This is a genomic window from Candidatus Pseudothioglobus singularis PS1 (assembly GCF_001281385.1).
Taxonomy (GTDB): domain Bacteria; phylum Pseudomonadota; class Gammaproteobacteria; order PS1; family Pseudothioglobaceae; genus Pseudothioglobus; species Pseudothioglobus singularis.
Genome location: NZ_CP006911.1, coordinates 1,617,103 through 1,637,906, shown reverse-complemented (window position 1 = coordinate 1,637,906; position 20,804 = coordinate 1,617,103). Strand labels below are relative to the sequence as shown.

30 protein-coding genes and 1 pseudogene are annotated in these 20,804 nt (G+C 37.5%); 14 read left to right on the top strand and 17 right to left on the bottom strand.

All coding sequences use genetic code 11. The features are described from left to right. Window positions 1-62: 62 nt before the first annotated feature. On the bottom strand, window positions 63-902 hold the full coding sequence (locus W908_RS08255) for a class I SAM-dependent methyltransferase (RefSeq protein ID WP_053820697.1): 840 nt from the start codon (window positions 900-902) through the stop codon (window positions 63-65). 81 nt (window positions 903-983) lie between these two features. Beyond that, on the bottom strand, window positions 984-1,526 hold the full coding sequence (locus tag W908_RS08250; RefSeq protein WP_053820696.1) for a hypothetical protein: 543 nt from the start codon (window positions 1,524-1,526) through the stop codon (window positions 984-986). 333 nt (window positions 1,527-1,859) lie between these two features. On the opposite strand from W908_RS08250, the gene W908_RS08245 reads away from it, so the two are divergent. The 3 genes from W908_RS08245 to W908_RS08235 are packed head-to-tail and all read left to right on the top strand — an operon-like array spanning window position 1,860 to window position 3,028. Beyond that, window positions 1,860-2,165 (top strand): hypothetical protein, encoded by a 306-nt coding sequence (locus W908_RS08245; RefSeq protein ID WP_053820695.1) that lies wholly within the window; start codon window positions 1,860-1,862, stop codon window positions 2,163-2,165. 60 nt (window positions 2,166-2,225) lie between these two features. After that, window positions 2,226-2,435 (top strand): hypothetical protein, encoded by a 210-nt coding sequence (locus tag W908_RS08240; RefSeq protein ID WP_020023875.1) that lies wholly within the window; start codon window positions 2,226-2,228, stop codon window positions 2,433-2,435. Further along, entirely contained in the window at window positions 2,429-3,028 is a 600-nt protein-coding gene (locus tag W908_RS08235; protein WP_053820694.1) for a CIA30 family protein, read from the top strand. Before W908_RS08240 ends, W908_RS08235 begins: the two co-directional genes overlap by 7 nt. A 129-nt stretch (window positions 3,029-3,157) precedes the next feature. On the opposite strand, the gene W908_RS08230 is transcribed toward W908_RS08235, so the two are convergent. From W908_RS08230 to W908_RS08225, 3 genes are read right to left on the bottom strand one after another with little or no spacing between them, the layout of a single operon-like run. Then, window positions 3,158-3,355 carry a TIGR03643 family protein gene (locus tag W908_RS08230; RefSeq protein WP_020023873.1) on the bottom strand — a complete coding sequence of 66 codons (198 nt, stop codon included), beginning with the start codon at window positions 3,353-3,355 and terminating at the stop codon, window positions 3,158-3,160. Beyond that, window positions 3,352-3,525, bottom strand: a complete 174-nt coding sequence (locus tag W908_RS08830; protein ID WP_020026702.1) for a hypothetical protein — start codon at window positions 3,523-3,525, stop codon at window positions 3,352-3,354. The genes W908_RS08230 and W908_RS08830 overlap by 4 nt, the downstream gene beginning before the upstream one ends. Further along, window positions 3,526-4,719 carry a hypothetical protein gene (locus W908_RS08225; RefSeq protein WP_053820693.1) on the bottom strand — a complete coding sequence of 398 codons (1,194 nt, stop codon included), beginning with the start codon at window positions 4,717-4,719 and terminating at the stop codon, window positions 3,526-3,528. Window positions 4,720-4,831: 112 nt separating this feature from the next. On the opposite strand from W908_RS08225, the gene W908_RS08220 reads away from it, so the two are divergent. Next, on the top strand, window positions 4,832-5,128 hold the full coding sequence (locus W908_RS08220) for a hypothetical protein (protein ID WP_053820692.1): 297 nt from the start codon (window positions 4,832-4,834) through the stop codon (window positions 5,126-5,128). A 15-nt stretch (window positions 5,129-5,143) separates the two neighbouring features. Here W908_RS08220 and W908_RS08215 read toward each other — a convergent pair whose 3' ends face one another. The 4 genes from W908_RS08215 to W908_RS08200 all read right to left on the bottom strand — a co-directional run bounded on the left by W908_RS08215 (window position 5,144) and on the right by W908_RS08200 (window position 6,740). Then, complete coding sequence (locus W908_RS08215) at window positions 5,144-5,716, bottom strand: DUF4389 domain-containing protein (protein ID WP_053820691.1); 573 nt, start codon at window positions 5,714-5,716, stop codon at window positions 5,144-5,146. 178 nt (window positions 5,717-5,894) lie between these two features. Beyond that, the gene (locus tag W908_RS08210; RefSeq protein WP_053820690.1) at window positions 5,895-6,080 is read right to left on the bottom strand and encodes a hypothetical protein; all 186 of its coding nucleotides are present in this window, start codon (window positions 6,078-6,080) and stop codon (window positions 5,895-5,897) included. Window positions 6,081-6,102: 22 nt separating this feature from the next. Further along, window positions 6,103-6,318, bottom strand: a complete 216-nt coding sequence (locus W908_RS08205) for a helix-turn-helix transcriptional regulator (protein ID WP_053820689.1) — start codon at window positions 6,316-6,318, stop codon at window positions 6,103-6,105. A 2-nt stretch (window positions 6,319-6,320) separates the two neighbouring features. Further along, window positions 6,321-6,740 (bottom strand): hypothetical protein, encoded by a 420-nt coding sequence (locus W908_RS08200; RefSeq protein ID WP_053820688.1) that lies wholly within the window; start codon window positions 6,738-6,740, stop codon window positions 6,321-6,323. A gap of 141 nt (window positions 6,741-6,881) precedes the next feature. Between W908_RS08200 and W908_RS08195 the strand changes: the two genes are divergently transcribed. From W908_RS08195 to W908_RS08185, 3 genes are all read left to right on the top strand, one after another. Continuing rightward, window positions 6,882-7,232, top strand: a complete 351-nt coding sequence (locus W908_RS08195) for a hypothetical protein (protein WP_053820687.1) — start codon at window positions 6,882-6,884, stop codon at window positions 7,230-7,232. A gap of 174 nt (window positions 7,233-7,406) precedes the next feature. Continuing rightward, window positions 7,407-7,841, top strand: coding sequence for a tetratricopeptide repeat protein (locus tag W908_RS08190; RefSeq protein ID WP_053820686.1), 435 nt, complete (start codon window positions 7,407-7,409; stop codon window positions 7,839-7,841). A gap of 353 nt (window positions 7,842-8,194) precedes the next feature. Further along, window positions 8,195-8,563 (top strand): hypothetical protein, encoded by a 369-nt coding sequence (locus tag W908_RS08185; RefSeq protein WP_053820685.1) that lies wholly within the window; start codon window positions 8,195-8,197, stop codon window positions 8,561-8,563. Window positions 8,564-8,631: 68 nt separating this feature from the next. On the opposite strand, the gene W908_RS08745 is transcribed toward W908_RS08185, so the two are convergent. Both W908_RS08745 and W908_RS08180 read right to left on the bottom strand, forming a co-directional pair. Next, window positions 8,632-8,751 carry a DUF2256 domain-containing protein gene (locus tag W908_RS08745; RefSeq protein ID WP_082345036.1) on the bottom strand — a complete coding sequence of 40 codons (120 nt, stop codon included), beginning with the start codon at window positions 8,749-8,751 and terminating at the stop codon, window positions 8,632-8,634. Between the two features lie 94 nt (window positions 8,752-8,845). Further along, window positions 8,846-9,553, bottom strand: a complete 708-nt coding sequence (locus tag W908_RS08180; protein WP_053820684.1) for a bacteriorhodopsin-like — start codon at window positions 9,551-9,553, stop codon at window positions 8,846-8,848. 208 nt (window positions 9,554-9,761) lie between these two features. On the opposite strand from W908_RS08180, the gene W908_RS08175 reads away from it, so the two are divergent. Then, window positions 9,762-10,454, top strand: a complete 693-nt coding sequence (locus W908_RS08175) for a glutathione S-transferase family protein (RefSeq protein WP_053820683.1) — start codon at window positions 9,762-9,764, stop codon at window positions 10,452-10,454. Window positions 10,455-10,476: 22 nt separating this feature from the next. Here W908_RS08175 and W908_RS08170 read toward each other — a convergent pair whose 3' ends face one another. After that, the gene (locus tag W908_RS08170; RefSeq protein ID WP_020027193.1) at window positions 10,477-10,842 is read right to left on the bottom strand and encodes a cupin domain-containing protein; all 366 of its coding nucleotides are present in this window, start codon (window positions 10,840-10,842) and stop codon (window positions 10,477-10,479) included. Between the two features lie 84 nt (window positions 10,843-10,926). On the opposite strand from W908_RS08170, the gene W908_RS08165 reads away from it, so the two are divergent. Beyond that, entirely contained in the window at window positions 10,927-11,445 is a 519-nt protein-coding gene (locus tag W908_RS08165) for a pentapeptide repeat-containing protein (RefSeq protein ID WP_236849147.1), read from the top strand. Between the two features lie 38 nt (window positions 11,446-11,483). On the opposite strand, the gene W908_RS08160 is transcribed toward W908_RS08165, so the two are convergent. After that, entirely contained in the window at window positions 11,484-12,257 is a 774-nt protein-coding gene (locus W908_RS08160) for a nitrilase-related carbon-nitrogen hydrolase (RefSeq protein WP_053820682.1), read from the bottom strand. Between the two features lie 304 nt (window positions 12,258-12,561). Between W908_RS08160 and W908_RS08150 the strand changes: the two genes are divergently transcribed. The 3 genes from W908_RS08150 (at window position 12,562) to W908_RS08140 (ending at window position 15,565) form a co-directional block, all read left to right on the top strand. Beyond that, entirely contained in the window at window positions 12,562-13,569 is a 1,008-nt protein-coding gene (locus W908_RS08150) for an Ldh family oxidoreductase (protein ID WP_053820680.1), read from the top strand. A gap of 90 nt (window positions 13,570-13,659) precedes the next feature. Continuing rightward, the gene (locus W908_RS08145; protein WP_053820679.1) at window positions 13,660-14,586 is read left to right on the top strand and encodes an inverse autotransporter beta domain-containing protein; all 927 of its coding nucleotides are present in this window, start codon (window positions 13,660-13,662) and stop codon (window positions 14,584-14,586) included. Window position 14,587: 1 nt separating this feature from the next. Then, on the top strand, window positions 14,588-15,565 hold the full coding sequence (locus W908_RS08140) for a hypothetical protein (protein ID WP_053820678.1): 978 nt from the start codon (window positions 14,588-14,590) through the stop codon (window positions 15,563-15,565). Window positions 15,566-15,603: 38 nt separating this feature from the next. On the opposite strand, the gene W908_RS08135 is transcribed toward W908_RS08140, so the two are convergent. Then, window positions 15,604-16,320 carry an SDR family NAD(P)-dependent oxidoreductase gene (locus W908_RS08135; RefSeq protein WP_053820677.1) on the bottom strand — a complete coding sequence of 239 codons (717 nt, stop codon included), beginning with the start codon at window positions 16,318-16,320 and terminating at the stop codon, window positions 15,604-15,606. A gap of 130 nt (window positions 16,321-16,450) precedes the next feature. Between W908_RS08135 and W908_RS08130 the strand changes: the two genes are divergently transcribed. Both W908_RS08130 and W908_RS08125 read left to right on the top strand, forming a co-directional pair. Further along, window positions 16,451-17,014, top strand: coding sequence for a hypothetical protein (locus tag W908_RS08130; protein WP_236849146.1), 564 nt, complete (start codon window positions 16,451-16,453; stop codon window positions 17,012-17,014). A 17-nt stretch (window positions 17,015-17,031) separates the two neighbouring features. Continuing rightward, on the top strand, window positions 17,032-18,030 hold the full coding sequence (locus tag W908_RS08125; protein ID WP_053820675.1) for an arginase family protein: 999 nt from the start codon (window positions 17,032-17,034) through the stop codon (window positions 18,028-18,030). Here the strand turns inward: W908_RS08125 and W908_RS08120 are convergent. The 3 genes and pseudogenes from W908_RS08120 to W908_RS08945 all read right to left on the bottom strand — a co-directional run. Next, the gene (locus W908_RS08120) at window positions 18,027-18,413 is read right to left on the bottom strand and encodes a DUF2721 domain-containing protein (protein WP_020026245.1); all 387 of its coding nucleotides are present in this window, start codon (window positions 18,411-18,413) and stop codon (window positions 18,027-18,029) included. The genes W908_RS08125 and W908_RS08120 overlap by 4 nt on opposite strands. Window positions 18,414-18,455: 42 nt before the next feature. Then, the gene (locus tag W908_RS08950; RefSeq protein WP_335334136.1) at window positions 18,456-19,598 is read right to left on the bottom strand and encodes an aminotransferase class V-fold PLP-dependent enzyme; all 1,143 of its coding nucleotides are present in this window, start codon (window positions 19,596-19,598) and stop codon (window positions 18,456-18,458) included. Then, window positions 19,593-20,756 (bottom strand): annotated as a pseudogene (locus W908_RS08945) (PrnB family protein); the annotation flags it as partial. The gene W908_RS08950 and the pseudogene W908_RS08945, both read right to left, overlap by 6 nt. Between the last annotated feature and the right edge of the window lie 48 nt (window positions 20,757-20,804).

The window sequence follows — 20,804 nt, the reverse complement described above, 5'->3', positions numbered from 1 at the left end:
TAAACGAAGTTTGGACTTTGATCTTCTCAGTAATTTTTTTTTGTACTTGTTTACAGTGTGACTTAGAATAATGACTTTAGTTCATTAGAAAGTTCAGGGTTATCAGTTTTTAATTTTTTAAGAATTTTTACCAAATCATCTATGCTTAATTGGAAGTTTTTTTGCAGAGAGTATCGCCCATTTATATTGTAATAAATATCATCTCCAATGATAGAGAATAAGTTAAATATTTTCTCTAAATCTAAACTAAACTCTTTTTTAAAGTTAATTGCTGCTTTTGAACTTTTTGGAAAACACATTCCCAATCCATGAGAATGCTTAAATTCAAAGCACTGTTCTCGATGTTCTTTTTTTAGTTCATCCCAAAACTGATGGACACCGAATCCTGGCTTAATCTCATGAGTATCATGAAAAAGAACTATTGCTTCTTTGGATAATTTTGGATACCATGTGCAAAAATCATTACTTACAGCCTCATAGGAGTGAAAGCCATCTATGTGTAATAAATCTACTGAATTATCATCAAATTCATTCAGCGCCTCATCGAATGTCATTTTCATCAAAGTTGAAAAGTTATCAAAATGCTCAATGTTAAAATCCATCACCTTCTTAAATAAAGATTCAGAGTAAAAACCTGCTTGCTTCTCACCCATCCAGGTATCTATCGCGTATGTTTTTGTGTCCAACTTGTTGTCTACTACACTCTGACAGAAGCTAAAATATGATCCCCCACCATGCGTACCAAGCTCGACTAATATTTTTGGTTTGAGGGCAGCAACCAACCAATAGGCAAATGGCGTGTGACCGACCCAAGCTTTTCCTTGGAGGTCCTTATTTATGTGTGTACCAGCATATGTGAGTGCTGCCAATAGGGTATTTGTTGATGAAGCGATATCTTTCATATAAAGTCCAACATTATTTTAGAATTTTTTACTTTAGCTTGGTCTTACCAATAAAGAAAAAAATAAATTTTTTTATAATGCCTATTTAGGTTTTGTAAAAAATTTTCTTATTGCGAAAATTATTCCAATCAGAATTATCAAATAAGTTAGGCTTGATAAGACCCATTTAAATGAATTTATTCCAGAACCTATAGAAACTATTGTTTCGCCTATATCTCCAGCATTTGAATAGGTTTTAATCATTATTAATTCAATATAGTTCTCAGACCAATCAGAGACCATTCCAAGAATAGGAACTAATGCTAACCATCTCTTATTATTAAAGAGCCACACAATCCATGATGCATACATCAGTGTATAAATAATTGCAAATATTGCATCCCAAATTTGAAGGAATCGGCTATAACACTTAAGCTGCTCTTGAGATCTGGATTCAAAGAAGCTGAGAACCATATCCTTTGTGTAAGAAAAAGAAAGGCCCAATGAATTTGAGCCGCTATCAAGATTGAAGCATGCTCCAACAGGAGTTAAAACAAATGTGATATAGAGCATGAATGCTACAGTAGAGCCTATAGCAAAATATAAAATGTTCTTGTTCCTTGAAACTTGAGTTGCTGTAGTCATATTTTTAAATTCCTGGTTATGTTAATATTAGCCCCTTATCTATTTATGATTCAATATACACTATCCAGAAGTTTTCAATCAAATTTGAATGAGAGTTAGAACTAAAGAGTGCTCTAATTGTAGAAAAGAGAAAAACACACTGTATCGTTGTAAATATCAGCAGAGAGAGTGGTCATTTCTTTGTGGAGGGTGCCTTGAGAAGATAAAGGTCAGGTACGAAGACTCTTATCACTATGGTGGCACATGGAAGAGCGCCAAGTAGTCTTGAAGGCTTTATCTAAAGAACTCTCAATCTTCACGTTTCTTGTTTCTTGATTCCTTATAATAAAGTTTATGAAAAAAATTATTATATTAGTTTTCTCATTAGGTTTTATGAATACTTCTTTAGCAAACGATTTAAGTGATTGGACTTCTGAAGACCTATGCAGATGGGTCGATTCTGTGTCCATTCCTGATCCTATTTCTCAAGAGATCGATTTGAGAGAGGTAATTTGTTATGAGAATCAAGAATCAAGTCAATATGCACTAGAAACTCCAGCCTATAACGAGTATGGAACAGTCTTTCCATCGCCTGTAATTAAAGAGAAAAAGAAATCGAGCGGCCTAAGATTTATATTTAACTACAAGATAACGCTTTAATCCTTCCTTTGGAATAATTACTTTAAACTTTTCAAATTAATTATTAGATTCAATAATAGTATGAGTGGTCAGAGACGATTTTTAAAAGTTTGGGCAAGGACAGTTGGGATGCCAATTGGTGTCAACGATGAGGATAAGCCTGAGTTTTTACCCATTACACAGACAGATGTCAAAAAGGCACTGGCTTTCAGAACATTTTGGATTGTTCTTCATATAGTCACCTGTGTCCTCATTATTGCAGGAAATGGAAGAGCATTAGGCTGGTGGTAAATACTGCGAAACAATTTATAGCATTCATTTTGCTGTCTTTTATAGCGACTGTTTCTCTAGCACAGAATGATCTTGTGTTTCCAATTCAGGAGGGTGCAGTTAGCGACTGGAAGTACGTTAGTGATCGCGTCATGGGGGGCGTTTCTGAGGGCAATGTTTACTTGGAAAAAGATGGGGATACCTCATTTGCAAGGCTCACTGGTGATGTGAGCACAAGGAACAATGGGGGGTTCATTCAGTTACGTTCTGCTGTCTCTCTATTTAAAAAGCCAAAGATGTTTCAGCTAATTCATGATGCTAATAAAGGGGGTCAAGAGCTTCAAGGGGTTCGATTAAATGTTCGCGGTAACGGAGAGACCTACCACGTTATGATCCGCACTTATTTCACTTGGAGGCCAAGTGATTACTATTATCATACTTTTAAGGCGGGTCCTGATTGGAGTCAAGTAGAGATGCCGTTTAGTGCATTTAAGCGTTCAACCTCAAAGACCTCCAAGCTGGACATTAATGACATAAGAGACTTTGGAATCGTTGCTTATGGACGAGATTTTAAGTCTGATGTCTCTGTCTCTGAGGTCAGCTTCTATTTTTAATTTATCAGTTTAGCCTGAGGAGAAACTTTTAACATCATTAAAGGTTAGGTAATCAGTTGTACTTTTCCCATAGTAAGCATTTTCAAAGACTTCTCTTAATAAGGCTAATTATGATCTATAAGCTAAGGTTTAAATTTTTTTTGATTTCTTTTGTTTTTCCTTAATCCAGCGAACTCTTTTTCGCCAGAGCTTATAGGAGCTTGATTTAAGATTTGCTTGCATGATCCGCTTAACTTCGGGTTCCTTGATTCCGAGATCCCTCTCTATGTCTGAAAATGTGACATCATCACTCCAGGCCATCTCAATTAGCTCATTCGTATCGATCATATGGCATTATCCTCATTCATCAGAATAGGCCTACCATCTGGAGTGTTTAAGGGAATAATTTTGTCTTTGAACCTGGCACACAGAGTCGGACTATTTTGTTTTCTATCCCCTAGATTGACTTCAAGGTCAATGAGGACCAATTCGGCATCTAAAACTTTTAGTACTTTCATTTACTCTCCATAATTAATAGCTTTATTTGGCTCAATGTTATCTAGAGCTGAGTTTATTAAATCACATTCTTGTTTAAAGATTTTTTCATCATCTGTTTCACTAAATTTATCAATTGCTGGCTTAAAAAATTGATCTTCAAGTGGATAAGTTGACGCGTAGTGAATATATTTTTTAATATGTTCAAAAGGACTATTGGTTTGAATGAGTTTTCTGTTCACAATCTCATTAGCAAGGTAGTGGAGTGACATCCATGACATGCCATCTGCAAGATTCCACATGCAATCAAAAGATCCCTTGAGATAGCCAACTTCCACTAACCCACTGAAAAGACTGAATGCAAAGCCCTCACCAAATGGACTTTCAACAGTATTTCTGATCATAGGAACCCTGTCCTCGATATAGTTATTTTTGTATGCCCACTCGTTAAATTTAGAAGATGAGAGTCTGTCACTAAAGTCAGATGGCTGACCTCTTGTTGCAAGCCTTTCAATGAGTACATACTCCTTTTTTTGTTTCAGATACCATTCAAGATGTCCGTAATCATCATTTGAATAGAGGTTACTATTAATAACTAGTTTATTGCCTTGGTAGTCTTGATATTCAATACTATCAGTTTCAAATAGTCTCTCACTCAGACTAAAGTTTTCAAAACCCTCGGTGCCTTGAACCGATGGACTTAGTCCTAGAAGAACAAAAAGGGCTTCCTCAATTCTGGTTGTTTGAGTCTGTGAAACTCTTCTCATATCAAAGCGTGCCATCTCAAGTTTGTTGAGTCTAAAACACCATTTCTGATAGTATTTATTCCATACTTTCCAAAATGATGAATATGATTTATCTAGTTCATAAGAGGCCCAAGTACCACTCTGCTCATTGTCACTATTACCCTCTATGGAGGGAAGTGCTGTAATGATTTCTTCGTCAATACTGACACTATTAGGGTTATAGAAGCACCGGTATTCTTCAAGCTCTATCCAGCCAAAACTTGCATATATTTCTCTCCATTTTTCAAAGGAAATATTGCCAGCTTTTATTTCACCAAATGCTCTTTTATCCGATTTGTCTTTCCAGTAATCAACAATACTTTTGACGCGAAGTAGCTCCTCTCTGAGCTCAGCGACAGTCTTATGAGTATAGGCGCGTGTAACAGTAAACTTCATTTCACCGTTATATTTTTTACGAGTAATGTCGTACATTAGTTCTAAAATATTGAAAAACTATGGTTTTCATTAAAAGAACACTCAATTTACATTGATTCTTGGAGGAAACAGCATATATTAGGTGTTTTTTTTATAAACTTATCTTATTATGAAAAGTCGATATTTAATTGCTTTTGTTCTAGGTTTTGCAAGCACTTCACATGGCGCTCTTTTGGATGACTGGTCTAATGATGATTTGTGTGGATGGATGGAGTCGGCAGCAACTCCTGAATATATTCAGAAAGAAGTTCTTAAGAGAGAGATCATTTGTTACGGAGGTGTTGAGGTTTCTTCTTTGCCAGATGATAAATTAGTCACTTCAGGAGTTGGGACAACTTTTCCTTCGCCAGATCCTTCTTTAATTCCTGTGACGACAAACGATAAAGATAAGTCTTACTCATATTAGGGTCGCTTTAAAGGTTTACTCGCTAAGCCTAAATGGTGGGTACTTATCCGTTGTCAAAAGAAGAGCAAATGCGCTAACCCTTAATGACCATCTTAAAAAACCTTCATTAAATCTAAATATGGCTATTGGATATTTACCTGTAAATAAGATAGCGATTAAAGCAAAAATTGTGCCTAGTACAACACCAATAAAAATAATGATTAGCGCAATGATATGAGGGATTACGAGGATCCATTTAACGAGTGGCATCCATCTCTTTAGATCTTGTTTAACATCGGGAAAGGGGATAGTTAGGTGTACTGATTGATCATCATCCGTTGAGGGGTACTCATCTCTCATAAGGAAAACATAAGCCACAATTCTATATGCAAATTTAGTGATGCCAATGTTCCAGTCAAACCACCACTTCGGGTATTTTTCTTTAAAGAGAATCATCATTGCGATCGCAAAGGATAAGGCTTCAGCATAGGTTGAAATCAGGGCTAGGATAATGATAATCGGAATGACTAGAATCAGCCTAAAGACGGCAGTTAACCGATCCGATGATTCAGGATAATCAATTTTTAAATTTACGGGATACTCTTGCATGCTTCCTCTATAAAAAAAATAATGAATTATTTAAAAAATTCTATATAGATAATATAACCCACGAGTATTAACCATATAAGGCCCATATTATCACTGATTCTATTTGAGTTTTTTTGGAGTTTTTCTAGATTATTGTCAATACGGCTGAGTTGCTCGATCAACTGATTTTTTTCATTTGTCATTTTTCATCTCTCTTAAAGGTTTCATTAAAAATTGCATCAACCCTCCTAGTAAATTCATCCTGCGTATAGACATCGATGTAAAGACCTTGCACGTACTCTTTAAACTTTTGAGTCTTTTGTTGATGCATTATGAGTTCGTCTTGAGTATCTTTTATTTGTGGATCTAGTTCAGATATTTCCATTACTTCCTCCTGGTATTAATTATTAGTTTATAAAAAAAACTTCTTGTATTTCCCTATCAAATGCCAGCGCAATCTTAAATGCTAGATCTAGTGAGGGGGTGTACTTATACTTTTCAATAGCAACGATCGTCTGTCTTGAGACGCCAACAAGTTCTGCAAGTCCTTGCTGCGTCATTTCATTACTATTAAACCTGAGCTTTCTAACGGCATTTTCTATATGAATCTTTTTCTTAATCATTACTATCTGTAGAGGTAAATTTTTAAGAAAAGACTAATAATACTTCCTATAAAACCTGCAAAAGTAATAACAATAAGGCCTGTATTGATAGAAAGATTAAACCAACCCAATAAGACAAGTGTTGTTACAATCGAGATTCCAAATATAACACTGCTTAGCTGTAAGGCATAGAGTTCATAAATTTTATCCCTTTCATCATCAATATCTTTTTCGTATTGACCTGAGATGATTGACGATAGTATATTGAAAACGATATGAAGGATAATAATTAGAATAATGCTGATTCCAATTCCCTGAGCTAGGACTTTAGAGACCAACTCTATTGTCATTGTTGAGGCATCAGTTAACTGAAGCCACATCCAAGTCATCGCAATTAATGCGCCTATTATCTCTGCAAAAGTATTTCTAATTTTGATATTCATTATGCGAAGTGTTACTAATTAATGTAAAGTATAACATACATTATGTATTAAATAATATACTCTATGTAAAAAAAAATATACATTTAGCGTGATTGACAAAATATTTATTGCGACAGATACACTTTATAATTTACATTCATAATGAGAACATTTTTTTTTATTTCACTAGTACTTATCAGTCAATTTGTTTTTGCATCTTTAGATGTCAGTGATTTTAGCGATGACCAGATTTGTATATTTGCAAAAGATCCCCCCCTATCTGCCCAGGTAATTTTTGAGCTAGAAGCTAGAGACATTATTTGTGATGAGGGGATTTCATTTAAAAAATCTGAAGTATCAATCTCCAAAGAAAGCGAACGATTCCTTAAATTAAAAAGGTGGAATAAAATGCTTATGGGGAAGGGGCCAATATATTCAACGCGCTCTGGAACTAACTTAAAGATTGATACTTTTGGCAATGAGAAATCTATAACAGTTGATAAGGCGTTTTAATCTTTGAGATATTTATTACGTAAATTCAAAGTGAGAACTTCAGTCGCTAAAGAGATTATTATTCAAAGTCGCTTTGGTGGGGCCTATGGTTAGTGCTTTTGATGTTATAAATATCTTTATCTAAAGAACTCTTAATCTACATTTAATCTTCATGTCTGACCACTATCATGTGTCATGAAAATATTAAGTTTATTATTTATACCATTTCTAGTTCTATCTTTTAATGTCAACGCTGACCTCAAAAGAGCTCTTGCATATGATCAAGCAGGTGAGTATGAGAAATCTGCAAAAGAGCTATATAAAATCAGCCAGCTCGCAACAAGAGGCCACCCCAAGGCAATGTTCGAGTTTGGCACGATGTACATGAAGGAAGGTATGTGGGTTGTTCAGAGCGATGAATCTGCCTTCGAGTGGTGGCTCAAATCTGCCAACTTGGGTTACGCACCTGCGCAATTCTCAATCGGCGCTTCATACATAGGGGGGATAGGTGTTAATCAGGATATGCAAGAGGCAAAGAAGTGGCTTGAGAAAGCTATGGATAGCACCTATGAAAAATATAGTAAGGTTGCAGAAGAGCTATATAACATCAATGAGTTAGATAAAATTTAAACTCCAATGCCAAGGTGAGATTGGCATGAAAGACCTACAGCAAGAACTCTCACACCAAAGCTAGTAAGACGCGTCGGCTTTGAAAGCTTGCTGTAAATTTTAATGTCCTTACTATGTTCTTATCTTAATCCTGATTAGATCGATATTATAAGGCAGGGTTTATTTCTAAGAAAGAAGATATTTAACAATTGCTTTAGGAGAAAGTAATTTTTAAATTTATACCCTACCTTATTAATCAGTATACTAAATTTAGATGTCATAATGAGCTTAATTTTAAGATTCTTTTATCCACCCTTAATATGAATTAAAGGTTTATGGTATATTAAAATTTCTTTTAATAATAAGGGGTTATTATGAGTTTATCTTTAGTTTTCAGACTTCAAGCTGCCTTGATGGCAATCTTTGGTATTGGGATGTTATTGTCGCCAGCTTCTTTGATGGCAGGATTCAATGTCGGTGAAAATGCGCTTGCAGCAAATATGATGCAGGGCATGTCATTAATGGTCATCGCTATTGCTTATATCAGTTGGCAGATGCCAAATTGGGTTGGCGATAACTTAAAGTCAGTCGGTATGTTCTTCGCTCTATGGCATGTAGTATATTTGATTTTAAGCGTTTACCAGATGATGACAGGCGTGTTTCCTTCTGACGGTGCGAACCTCATTGGAAATTTAGGCCCTGATGTAATTTTTGCAATTTTGTTTTTTTGGAAATCTAGATAAAATTTAAAGAGTCAATAATGAAAGGTCCTAATTATTAGGGCCTTTCTTATTTGAAGCATCAAGACTATTTATGTTTTGTTTCGCCTGCATCTCTCACTGCAATACAGAACATTATCCCAGTCCTTTCGCCATTTCTTTCTCCAGGTAAAGGGCTTACCACAAGTCTTACAAATCTTTTCAGGCTTCATAGTGATCTCTAATCTAGAATTATGGAGAGACTTAATTTTCTTTTGAGTAAAAAAAAGCCCTCTAAATAAGAGGGCTTTAATTGAGCAAAGAGTGTTAAGCGTCGCTAGACTCTCTTACTGCTACATTCCATATAATTAAACCAAACAGAATCTTGTTAACAAAATCTGCAAGGTTGTAAATAATGTTTAGTGATCCTGAGTCAACACTGCCCATCATATATCCAAAGATATATCCTAGAGGGTAGATTGCCCAACCAACTAAAACAATAAGTCTTAGTGCGTTGAAGGCAGATTTAACTCCTGCATTAGCCTCTGCAGCCTTACTTGCTTCACCACCGAAGATTTCCCAGATGATGATTGCCCAACCTACCATTCCTATAATAAATCCTAGGGAAGCTGAGATCAGCATTAACTCACCTGCAAATCCACCGATAAGCATAACTAGAGTACCAACTAACAGTCTCCAGAAAGAGTTTGTTGAGATGCTGGCACCAACTGCTTTAAGAATAATGAAGAATTCAATCATTAATAAAGGTACAGTGATTAACCAGTCAATATATCTATAAACTATAGGAGAATCTGGAGTGCCAGCAATTACTGAAGCAACCCAATAGTCTCTCATATAGTAGTAATGAATTGCTGCAACTAGTGTCACTAGTCCTGCAATTGTCATTGAAAGTTTCCACTCTTTTTTTACTGACATTCCTTCATAAAAAAAGAACACTGTCGCAGCGACCATAGCAACAGATACTAACCAAAATGAGACGCCAACAAAATCTCCAGCTTGTAACATGCCTTCCATATTAACTCCTTAACTAAAAAGATAAAAATTTAAATTTTCTTGTAGCCCCTTTTTCTACAGTTTCGGATTATACCAACAAAGAACTAAATAATAAATACATGATATTATCATGGTTTTTTTTGATCTACTTTTATAAATATCTCTACATATATGTCAATAAGTTGATAGTATTATTAACTATAAATTTAATTAAACCGGAGCGATTACATTGGAAATAAAACTTATCTATTTTGATATGCCATTTTGGCGTGCTGAAGTTGCAAGACTTCCCTTATTTCTCTCTAACATAAAGTTTGAAGACTTCAGAATTACAAGTGATGACAACAAGTATCTTAAAGAGCATGGTAGGCTAAAAGATGGAACCATCATACCCTTTAGACAACTGCCAGTTTTAGTTGTGGATGGGCAAAGCATCGCTCAGACTGGGGCCATTGCAAGGATCTGTGGCAAGGTGAGTGGGATGTATCCTAAAGATATGTTAGAGGCTGGTCAGGTAGATCAGATTATTGATACGGTGACTGATATCAATGTACTTATAAACCCTTCAATGCGAGAAAATGATCCAGTCTTAAAAAAACAAATGAGAATTGAATTAAGTCGCGGCCCCTTAAGTCAATACTTTGGATACTTAGAGGAGCTGTTGAACTCAAATAACTCAGGCTGGTTTGTTGGAGAAGAGATGACTATTGCCGATATTGCTGTTTGGAGTATGCTCGGTTGGATTGCTCAGGGTGTGCTTGATGACATACCAAAAGATTTATCTAAGTCATTTAAGATGTTAACTGATTTATACAATAATATTAGCAGCCAGTCCGGAGTCCAGGATTGGAAAAAAATGACTTATGCCTATGAAGAGTCATCAACAGGCGAGTATAACTATCATGTGCCTGACAGAATATAAGACTCTTTCAGTCAACTACTATTTAGCTATCCCAAACTGCAAATGACTTGCCCTGGTTATTGAACTCATAGCCTATAAATGGTTCGTCACTAATTATTTCACCATCATGCCCTGGAGATATAGAGTATGCATCACCAGCTTTTACAATCATCTCTGTACCATCATCATGAGTGACACGCATGGTGCCTTGGATGCATGTTCCTAGATGTCCTGCCTGGCAACTCTCACCACCAACATGAGGCTTGATGCATTCCGACCACATCCATCCTGGTTGAAGTGTAATTCTATTTGCTTTTACTGAGCCAAACTCTAATGTTGCTACGCTAGTTTTATCAGGCGTTACGGAATCATCTGGGTTGTCAAAAGATTTTCTTACTAAATTAGCCATTGTGCTTCTCCTATATGTCAAATTTTTTTTATGAGTCTATGGTATTCTATAACAAATAATTAAATTCTACAAATATAAGACATTGTGAAAAATTTTCTACTCTTTTTCTTTCTTTCTATGACTATCGCTAGTTCTGCTAATGCAGATGGAGCTGATGACTGGCAAGATGTTGGTTTTAATACTGATATATTAAATCAACTGAATCAATGTAAGGGCTGTGACCTTCGCGCCACCAATTTTATTCGTGCCAACCTCTCTGGTGCAAACTTGAGTGGTGCAAACTTTATTGAAGCTAAACTCAGTGGCGCAAACTTAAGTGGCGCAAACTTTGAAGGATCAAGCTTATTTGGAGCTAACTTTGAAGGGGCTAATTTAGAGAATACTTCATTTTTTGCAGCCAATCTTTTTGGCGTAACCCTTAAGGAGGCCTGGTTGATTGGAGCTGACCTAAGACAAGCAGATTTAAGCAAGGCAGATTTAACGCTAGCCAATCTTACCGGTGCAAACCTGACAAATGCAAATCTAAGAGGGGCAATCCTTAATGGCACAATTTTTTGTAATACTAAAACCCCATGGGGCCTAGACAACTCTTCATGTGAGTGAAATAGTTTTAATCTTATATTTATATTCCAAAGTTTAAATTAATAGAGTTTTCTTGAATCATCTAGATAAGGTAGTTTTTCGCGCACTAATAAAATATCATCGGTATCAATCTCAGTGCAAATCAGTTTTTCCCCTTGTTCTGCGCTAACAAGATCTATCCCATCTGGACCGATAATCTTACTCCCACCCATGAAGTTAATATTATTCAGCTTGCCTGTTGAGTTTGCATATGCTACGAATATGCCATTCTCGAATGCTCTTGTTCTGCAGTTATGAATAGCAGCTGCTGGCCAATTCGACGACTGCCCAGTTGGGCAAATGATTAACTGGACATCTTGCATTGCTAAGTCTCTTATGAGCTCTGGAAACTCTAACTCATAACATATAACGATTGCTATTTTGATGCCACTGATTGAGACGATAGAGCTATCCTGACCAGGTGTAAATATTTTTGACTCATCCGCGGTTGGTGGCAACATTTTTTTACGATGGTTAGCCATTGATAGGCCTAAAGAGTCAAAAAGTTGAGCTGAATTGAAAAGCCTATCATCACTTATCTCTGGGTAACCATAAATAATTGCAGTATTAGTTTCTATTGCTAGGGATGATATTCTATTGGCATATTTACCATCACTGGTTTCACTATATTGTTGTATTTTTTCAAAACTTCCATAACCGGATATAAATAACTCAGGACATACGACTAAATCTAATTGGGGATTATTATTTAATTGGGTTTCAAGTCTGCCTATCTTTTCAAGAGGAATCTCATCCTGCATTTCATATTGAAAAATTCCGATATTTATTTTCATTAGTTTTTTTGGCGAATTTTTTTTATCAACCGATAAGGCTTTATTCCAAACCAGTATAGCCAAACTGGAGTGCCAACGATAAAAAATATGTGCCAGTAGACATTGTATAAGTCAAACCAACCCACAATGATTTGGTTATTGAGTTTGGAGTAGGTGGTCGCTATGAAAAATGAAAAAAGAAGCCAGCCACCACTCAGGTAAAAACTCACTCTTGTTTTTAATGATAGCTCTATCATCTGAAATAAATATACTTAATTTGTCTTAAGATAACTATAATTTACTTTCTAAATTTATAGGAACTATTATGATAAAAACTTTGCAAATTTCTGAAAAAGAGGGGTGGGATTTAGCATTCAACGCTCTAGTTAATAATAATACTTCAGAAGAAAATGCCAAAGAGGTTGCTGATGCATTAATCAGTGCTGAGTTTGATGGACAAGCGGGGCATGGACTTTCACGAGTACCCTCTTATGTTGAGCAGCTGACTGCAGGCAAGGTTAAAGGAGCTGAGGCGCCATCAATCATTAGTTCAAAGGGCAGCGTTATAAGAATTGACGCTAAAAATGGCTTTGCCTACCCTGCTATTTCATTGGCATTAAAAGAGATAACGACTACCTGTAAAAACTTTGGAATCGCTGCTGCTAGTATAACGCGCTCCCATCACTTTGGTCAGGCTGGAAGACATGTGGAGATTTTGGCTGATCATGGCCTTATAGGCTTAATGTTTGGCAATACCCCGAAAGCGATTTCGCCTTGGGGAGGTACTAAACCTCTATTTGGAACCAACCCAATAGCATTCTCAACGCCACGAGAGGGCGAGGCGCCACTCGTTATCGATATGAGTTTGAGTAAAGTTGCTCGCGGTAAGGTCATGGTTGCGAACCAACAGGATGAAAAGATTCCAGAGGGCTGGGCCATTGACAGTGAAGGTAAGCCCACGACTGATCCAAAGAAAGCTTTAGAGGGTGCGATGCTTCCGATAGGAGACGCCAAAGGAAGTGCTCTTGCGCTCATGGTAGAAATATTAGCCGCAGGACTAACAGGTTCAAATTTTGGTTTTGAGGCAAGCTCATTTTTAAATGCTGATGGAGATGCGCCAGGAGTTGGGCAGCTCATCATAGCAATTGATCCTAGCTTTTTTGCAGGTGATCAATTCTCTGAGAGAACAGAGACTATCGTTTCTTCAATTCTTGAGCAGCCATCAACGAGACTTCCTGGTAATAAACGTTTAGAAAAGAGAAAAATCCGTGAAAGCTCTCAGAGTATTACTATTTCAAAAGAATTATTTGAGAAGATTTCTAAGCTTAGTTAGATTGGCTCAAGAACGGAGCTCTTCTTAACTTCTATCATATATATGTCTCTTGATATATAATTACACCATTTAATGATGGGTATTTCTTTTATGAAATTATCAAGTAATAAGGTATCTAAGGTTTTACTTAGCTCTATCTTGACAATGTCACTAGGGTTTTCCTTGACGGTACATGCGGATGATTCTGAGCAGATTAAGTCCTCATTAATGAGCAGAATGACGGGAGCTACTGGATCTTTTATCTCTTCTGGTATTGGAGCAATTCTGAGTCCTAATTTTGACACGGTAGAGGTCAGTACTAATTTAAAAGAGGGCGATTCGAGTGTTGATATAGGTGTTCTAAAAGCCTTCGGTGATAACCCTAACTCTTTTCTTTTTAACCAGATCAATCTTAATCGGTTTGATAAGAGAACCACTTTAAATCTTGGTTTTGGTTACAGAAGACTTAATGCTGATGAAACCTGGATGACCGGGGTTAATGCATTTTATGATCACGAGTTTCCAGATGATCACAAACGAAACGGCGTAGGATTTGAAGTAGTAAGTTCAGTCTTAGAGTCCAGAGTCAATATATATAAAGGTACTACTGGGTATATAAAGGACAAGAGCGGAACTGACTCAAAGGTTTTAGATGGAAGGGACATGGGCTTCAAGGTTGCGCTTCCTTACCTTCCCGGCATGATGTTCGGTATGAACGCAGTGCAGTGGGATGGTATCGATGGCCTGAAAGATCAAAAGATGAGAAAGTACTCTTTAGGCGGAAGCTTATCTGATAACTTATCTTTGAATTACGTCCGCACTGATTATAAAGATGCCGCTAAGAAGGATACTGACAGCATTTCACTGAACTTCACTTGGGCATTTGGTCAAGAAAAACACGTAAGACCAACCCTCTTTACTTTGTCTGATAAGGCTTACGAGTTTAAGAAGCTTGGTGCTGAAAGGTATGACCTTGTTAAGCGTGAAAATCAGCTTGTCAAGAAAAGGTCCGGCACATTAACAGTAACTGGAATCTAATATGAAAACACTAAACTTAAATAAAATCATTTTATTAGCCACCTTATTTTTAGCGGCAATAGCATTTTCAAATAGTGCCAGTGCACTATGTGTTGTTAACGGAGATGGGGCCATTGTTACTGTGAGTGGAAACTCAACTACTCCTGTGAAGGATGACACTGCTGATGAAGAAGTTGCTGCTAATACAGCAAAGGATAGCTGTCTCATTACCCCTGATATCTACAAATTAAATATTTATAAATTTGGTCTTTGCACAGCAGACCCTGATCTCAATGACTTGAGTAGTTGTCAGATGTTCTTTGAGAGTGCTGCAGGCATTGAACTTGATATCCAGAAGGGTGTTAGTGCAACGCTACCTATACCAGAATTCTATATTGAGCCAGGAACCTATCCATACTTGTATGTTCAGTTAAGCTCCAAACTTGGCATGAAATGGTCAGGTACATTTAGTAACGATGTTGATGGATCGTCTGGTGATGGTAATGGCGGAACTTATTGTTGGAGCAGTAACGCTGGCATGAGGGCTTCTAGTTATCCAACTGGTGGTGCTGCATTTACTACAGCACATGGTACCTCTTTGGCAGATAATGTTAAAACAATGGACTGCGGTACCGCTGAAGGCACGGTTGTTACTACGTACGAGCTTTTAACCAAGTTTAGTGAGGAAAATTGTTCTGCTTTGGCTGCTAATGGTGATAAAGTTACCTTTGCAATTGAGGGCACAGGGTCGACTCGCGGGATACCAACCGTTAACTTACTGACAGCTGCTGAAGCGTTTGCAACAACTTGTGCGAATGCAGCCAAAATTGCTTGGACAACAGCCCTGTCGACCTCTTATGTCGTCACGGAAAATTCCACTTTTGCTATGAGTATTGTAGCAACCGCTGCAAATAGTCTTGAATTTAGTGATGGAAATGATAACGACATACGCCTTCTTGGTTCGGGCGCGCCTAGAATCTATTTGACTGTTACAAATTAATTAAATTCTATTATCTCTTTCACGCGGGTTGCTTTAGACTAAGAAAGTCTAGAGCGACCCCCATCAACTCCAATTATTTGACCTGTAACCCAAGAGCTTCCTTCACCTAGAAGAAAACCAGCAAGAGAGGCCGAGTCTTTTCCTTCGCCCAGTCTCTTGAGCGGGTGAGCCTTAGCAAGTGCCTCGGCAACCACTTCACTTTTAAGCATCGACTGAGAAATCTTTGAATCAGTCAGACTTGGCGCTATGCAGTTGACGCGAATACTTGGGGCAAACTCTGCAGCAAGGGTCACCGTTAAGCCCTCAATAGCAGCTTTGGCAGATGCAATAATTGTATGATTTGTGAAGCCTTTTTGCGCAGCCACAGACGAGAACAGTACAATCGACCCATGATTCTTTTTTAGATCATCTTGAAAGCCTTTGATTGCCTCGATCGCTGAGTAAAGATTTAGTTTCATACACTGATGTAAGTCAGATTCAGTTACTCTCTTGAGGGGTTTTAAGTCAATCGAGCCGATACAGTAAGCAAGTCCATTAATATTAAATTCCGATGTATCAGACTTAATTTTATCTATAAAGCCATCCTCCAAAACATCAGCAACTGTGAAAGTAAAACCCAGATTCTCTGAAATAGATTTAAGCTCATCTTCATTTCTGGCAACGAGATGTGCATCCTGGCTAGACTCCTTTAGTTGTTTAGCCAGACTAGAGCCTATTGCCCCAGTTGCTCCAAATATGAGGTGTTTGTTTGACATAAATAGTTGTTATTTAATAAAAGTTTCAATTTTAGCAATTAACCTATTCTAAAGATGTGATTTAGATGTAATTTAGATGTTTATTTTGGTTATACTTTATCGCTTATTTATCAAATTTCTATTAAAAAATATGAAGAATCTACTCATTGCTTTCACACTTTTAATTGGTTTTGTAATGCCAGCCCATGCGGATAAAGAAGTTGCAGATAGAGCAATCAGGTGCTCTGCTCTTATTTATATTGAGCTGACCAGGCCTGAGATGTCTGGCCTCACTGCAGGAGAGGCGCTGATGAATAGAATCTACGCCTATCACCAAATTGATGGAACTGATACTGAGATGACCAATGGGCAAATCACTGCTGCTCAAACTGAGGCAATTACAGGCTTGACTCAAGATTATATTAAAGGAATCAATCTTGCCGAAGAGTATAGAGGATGTATTTACTGGATGACTGATGTTGCAAAATTTATCAACATTAGTGAATATGTCTCTCAAGATAATCAAATGGAGGAAGCAGAAGAGATGGCGTTATTTTTATCAGCGCCAACAGAATCCTCTGTTACAATCTTTAAAAATCCTATTGAAACATGGGAGCAGCAAGTTGATTTAGGTTTTGCTGCGTGGGCATCACAGGAGTTAAAGGTGCCATACAAAGAAGCTATTCTAGTTAAGGTTAGCGAAAAATTTGAGTAAATTTTTAATAATTATTAATGGATAAGAAAACAAGAGACAACTCGGCAATGATGAATGGCCTATATTGGTGGGGCGTGCCAACACTTTTTCGTTGTCCACATAAGCCTGAGCCCGAAGGCTGTGATATTGCACTTGTTGGAGTGCCTCATAGCACAGGAAATGGAACGACTCAGCGTGATCAGCACTTAGGTCCAAGAGCGGTAAGAAACATTTCAGCTCAGGGGAGAAGGGGTCATTTAAAGTTTGGCATCTCTCCATGGGAGATGTGCGAAATTAGGGATTTTGGCGATGTTCCGCTTCCTGAAGCTAACAATAACGAGCAGTGCATTGAGAGAATAACGGAGTTTTATGAAGTGCTTGCTGAGTCTGGCGTTCGCCCAGTTTCAATTGGTGGGGACCATTCAATTACAGGCGGGATCTTGCAGGCCATTGCAGGCCCAAAATCCAAACTAACCAATGGGAAAAAGGCTGTATTGGTTCATTTCGATGCGCACACAGACGCCTTTCACCAGCTTGATCATTTTTTAGGTGCAGTCAAATCCGCAGCACACTGGGCGAGCTATTTGGTTAGAGATGGGTTTGTAGATGCGTCAAAAAGTATCCAAGTTGGAATCAGGGGAAACACGAGAACGCTTGACTGGTTGGATTCAAGCTATGAGCTGGGCTATGAGATCATTACCAAGGATAACTTTGATGAATTTGGTGTTGATAAATGCATAGAAATGATTCAAGAGCGCGTTGGTGATGCGCCTATCTATATTACATTTGATTTAGACTGTCTAGATGTGACAGTAGCTCCTGGTGTGTCTAACCTCGAGCCTGCTATCGAAGGCTTTAAAATGCCAGATGTCCTCAAGATGCTTCAAGGTCTTCGTGGTAAAAATATTATTGGGGGTGACGTAGTTTGTCTCATGCCAACAGTGGACTCACCTAACCAGATTACCTCACATGTAGCGAATTCAATCATGTTTGAGATGGTGTGTTTAATCGCTGACAATATGGGCGATAAAACCTAGGACTTATAATTCTTTAGATGAATGTCGAGCGCCTTTGTTGATATTATTGTTTCAAGAAGCGCAAAAAATAAAGAGCCAGAGAGCATCAATAGGCCAAAACCAAAAATGTAGTTGGCGAGTATGTAATATTTTAAGTAGACCAAAATAATGGTCATCAAGTTAAAAATAAAACTCATTACGCCAAAAACCTGCATCCTTCTAATATAGATCACACGCTTTTCAAGAATATTCAGTTGCTCATCTGCGTGCTTTGTCTTGGACTCATCGCTCCCTTCAGTTGTCATCGCCCGAATTAAGACACTCAGTGAGTGAAGGCGGTTTGTATAGGCTACAAATAACAAAGAGATTGCAGGAAAGAGAAGTGCGGGAGTTGTAATATCCATAGCTATCTATTTTAATAAGGAATGAGGCTCGATAAAGTCTATTTAAAACTTTGTTGTTTTAATAACTTCAATAAGATGACTCATATTTGCCTCATCATTATAAATGTGAGGCGAGATGCGTATGCCTTGACTGCGAACATCAACACTAATGTTATTTTCTTTAAGGCGGCTTAAGATCCTCTCTTGATTATTTTTAAAATCAAGGATCATGGTGCCTCCTCGCTTTGCCTCTTCCCTTGGAGATACAAATTCAACATCAAACTCTCCTGAGACTTTTTCAATGAGCATTTGATTATGCTGCCGAATTTTTTTAATTCCTATTTGATTGAAATAATTGATGCTATGCGCTGCAATGACGTAAGGAGCAATCGATGGCGTTCCTCCCCAAAACCTCATGGCAGTGTCTTTATATCTAAAATCATGAATATCAAATTCAAATGGATTTTCATGACTAAACCAGCCCACATCTCTGGGTTTGCAATAAGGAAGACGTTTAGAGTTGACCCACAAGTATGCTGACCCCGGTCCACCGCAAAGCCACTTTACCGATGATCCAATCATAAAATCAGGCTCTAAAGCCTCTAGATTAATTGGAACAATGCCAACGGATTGCGCGACATCCAGTATTGATAATATATTTTTGGATCTAGCAAAAGAGAGTACATTATCTATTGGGGAGAGCTGACCAGTATTTGAATAAGCATGACTGATAAAGACCATATCAATTTCATCTGTCAGATATTTCTCCCAAACAGTGTAATCAGTCACATCCTCATTAGAGGGAATGAACCTGATTTTAGAATGAATAGGTAATGCTTTTTGCAAGACAAATCCCATGCCCGGAAAATCGACTTCACTCATCAAAACAACCATTTTTTTGTTTTGATTTTCTTCGAAGGACTGTAATATTTTAGTGAGCCCTGAAGAGAGGTTAATCTGCGGACAGAACTCCTCTTTTTTAGCATTGAATAGCTGAGCTAATTCATTTGTAAAGTGATCAATGACTGGAAGCCATTGATTCCATGGCTCATCGAGAGAGCTGGACCAAGGTTCAAAAAACTGATTAGTAAAAATCGTTTCAGTGTCCTTGAGTGGCCTTCCAACCGAGTGATTTAGAAGGTAATTAGCGTTTGTTAATATAAAGTCTTTTTTGTAATTCTTATATTGGGTTGAATGCTTTTTCAATCTATTTTTAAGAGTTTCAATATCTTTAAATCGGGTGGGTATGTCATTTCGATCTGCTGCAGCTCTTCTATCTCTTAGTTTCTCAAGTGCACTAATTAAAACTTCAAGAGGAGGGCCACTCGCTGTAATGTTATCGAGCTGAGTCTCCTTTAAAGAATTAGAAGGTGTTGCGATATACTTTTCGACGAGTTGATTATGGTGCTGTGTTGCGGCTTTACCATGTAGTTCACAAATTTCTAAGAATAAAGTAAGATTATCCTGATACCATTTTGCGTTACTATCAGTAGCGTTTAAAAAGTCATCCATAAAGCTTGTTCTTCTCATGCAGTCCCTTAAAATACCCTGGTCTTCAGGCATCATATACATAAACTTATCAACAAGCATTTGGGAGTAAGCAGGCTCTTTTGCTAAACATAGTCCCAGTAGAATATCAATGACATTGATTCCTGCAAAATCGCCAGCATTAGCTCCCCGATAAACTTGAAATCCAACATGATAGGGCTTGTAGTAGGGCCTTACACTGAAGAAAAAATCATCAACACTTAATTGATCAAAGAGAAATTGATTGGATTGAATGACATCGATCAGGGATACTTTTACAACTTGGAGCAGTTCCTGGCACATTGGATGCGAGATACCAAGTGAGTGAAGTTTAAGGAGGGCATCTGCAGCTCGTTTATAAGCAAGAATGGCTTTCGTATTGTAATCAAGGAAGAGTTTTTCAGCAGGCAAACTCGTAAAGCTCTTGTAGACTCCATCGACAGCTTTGTTGTGAGTTGATAGATGAGCTGTTGCAAAGCGAGGCACCACACCTATCGATGCACCAATATTCATTGCAAGCCCAGAAGCTTCTTTCAAGGGCGATGATGAGTCTTTAGATGGGTCAGTTATTTCATGTCTTCGACATGCCGCCATGTAAAGCCCAACATTTCCTAAAAGGTCAAAAGCATTATCAAAGCCTTCATCTGTATTACCCTCCGATAGAAGTTGTTTGATGAGATCACGTCCTTCATCTTCAAGTGTTTTTTTTATTTGATCACCCACTTGATTCACATTAATGCGTTCATTTTGATTTTTATAGAGTAACTCAAGCTCTGTATTGAGCTCAACAAAGCGATTTCTAATCCAGTGGTCAAAGGTAAGAGAATTAGGTGTCATGAGTAATTTCTATATATATAAAAAAAGGCTTATATTATCATCAGAGTA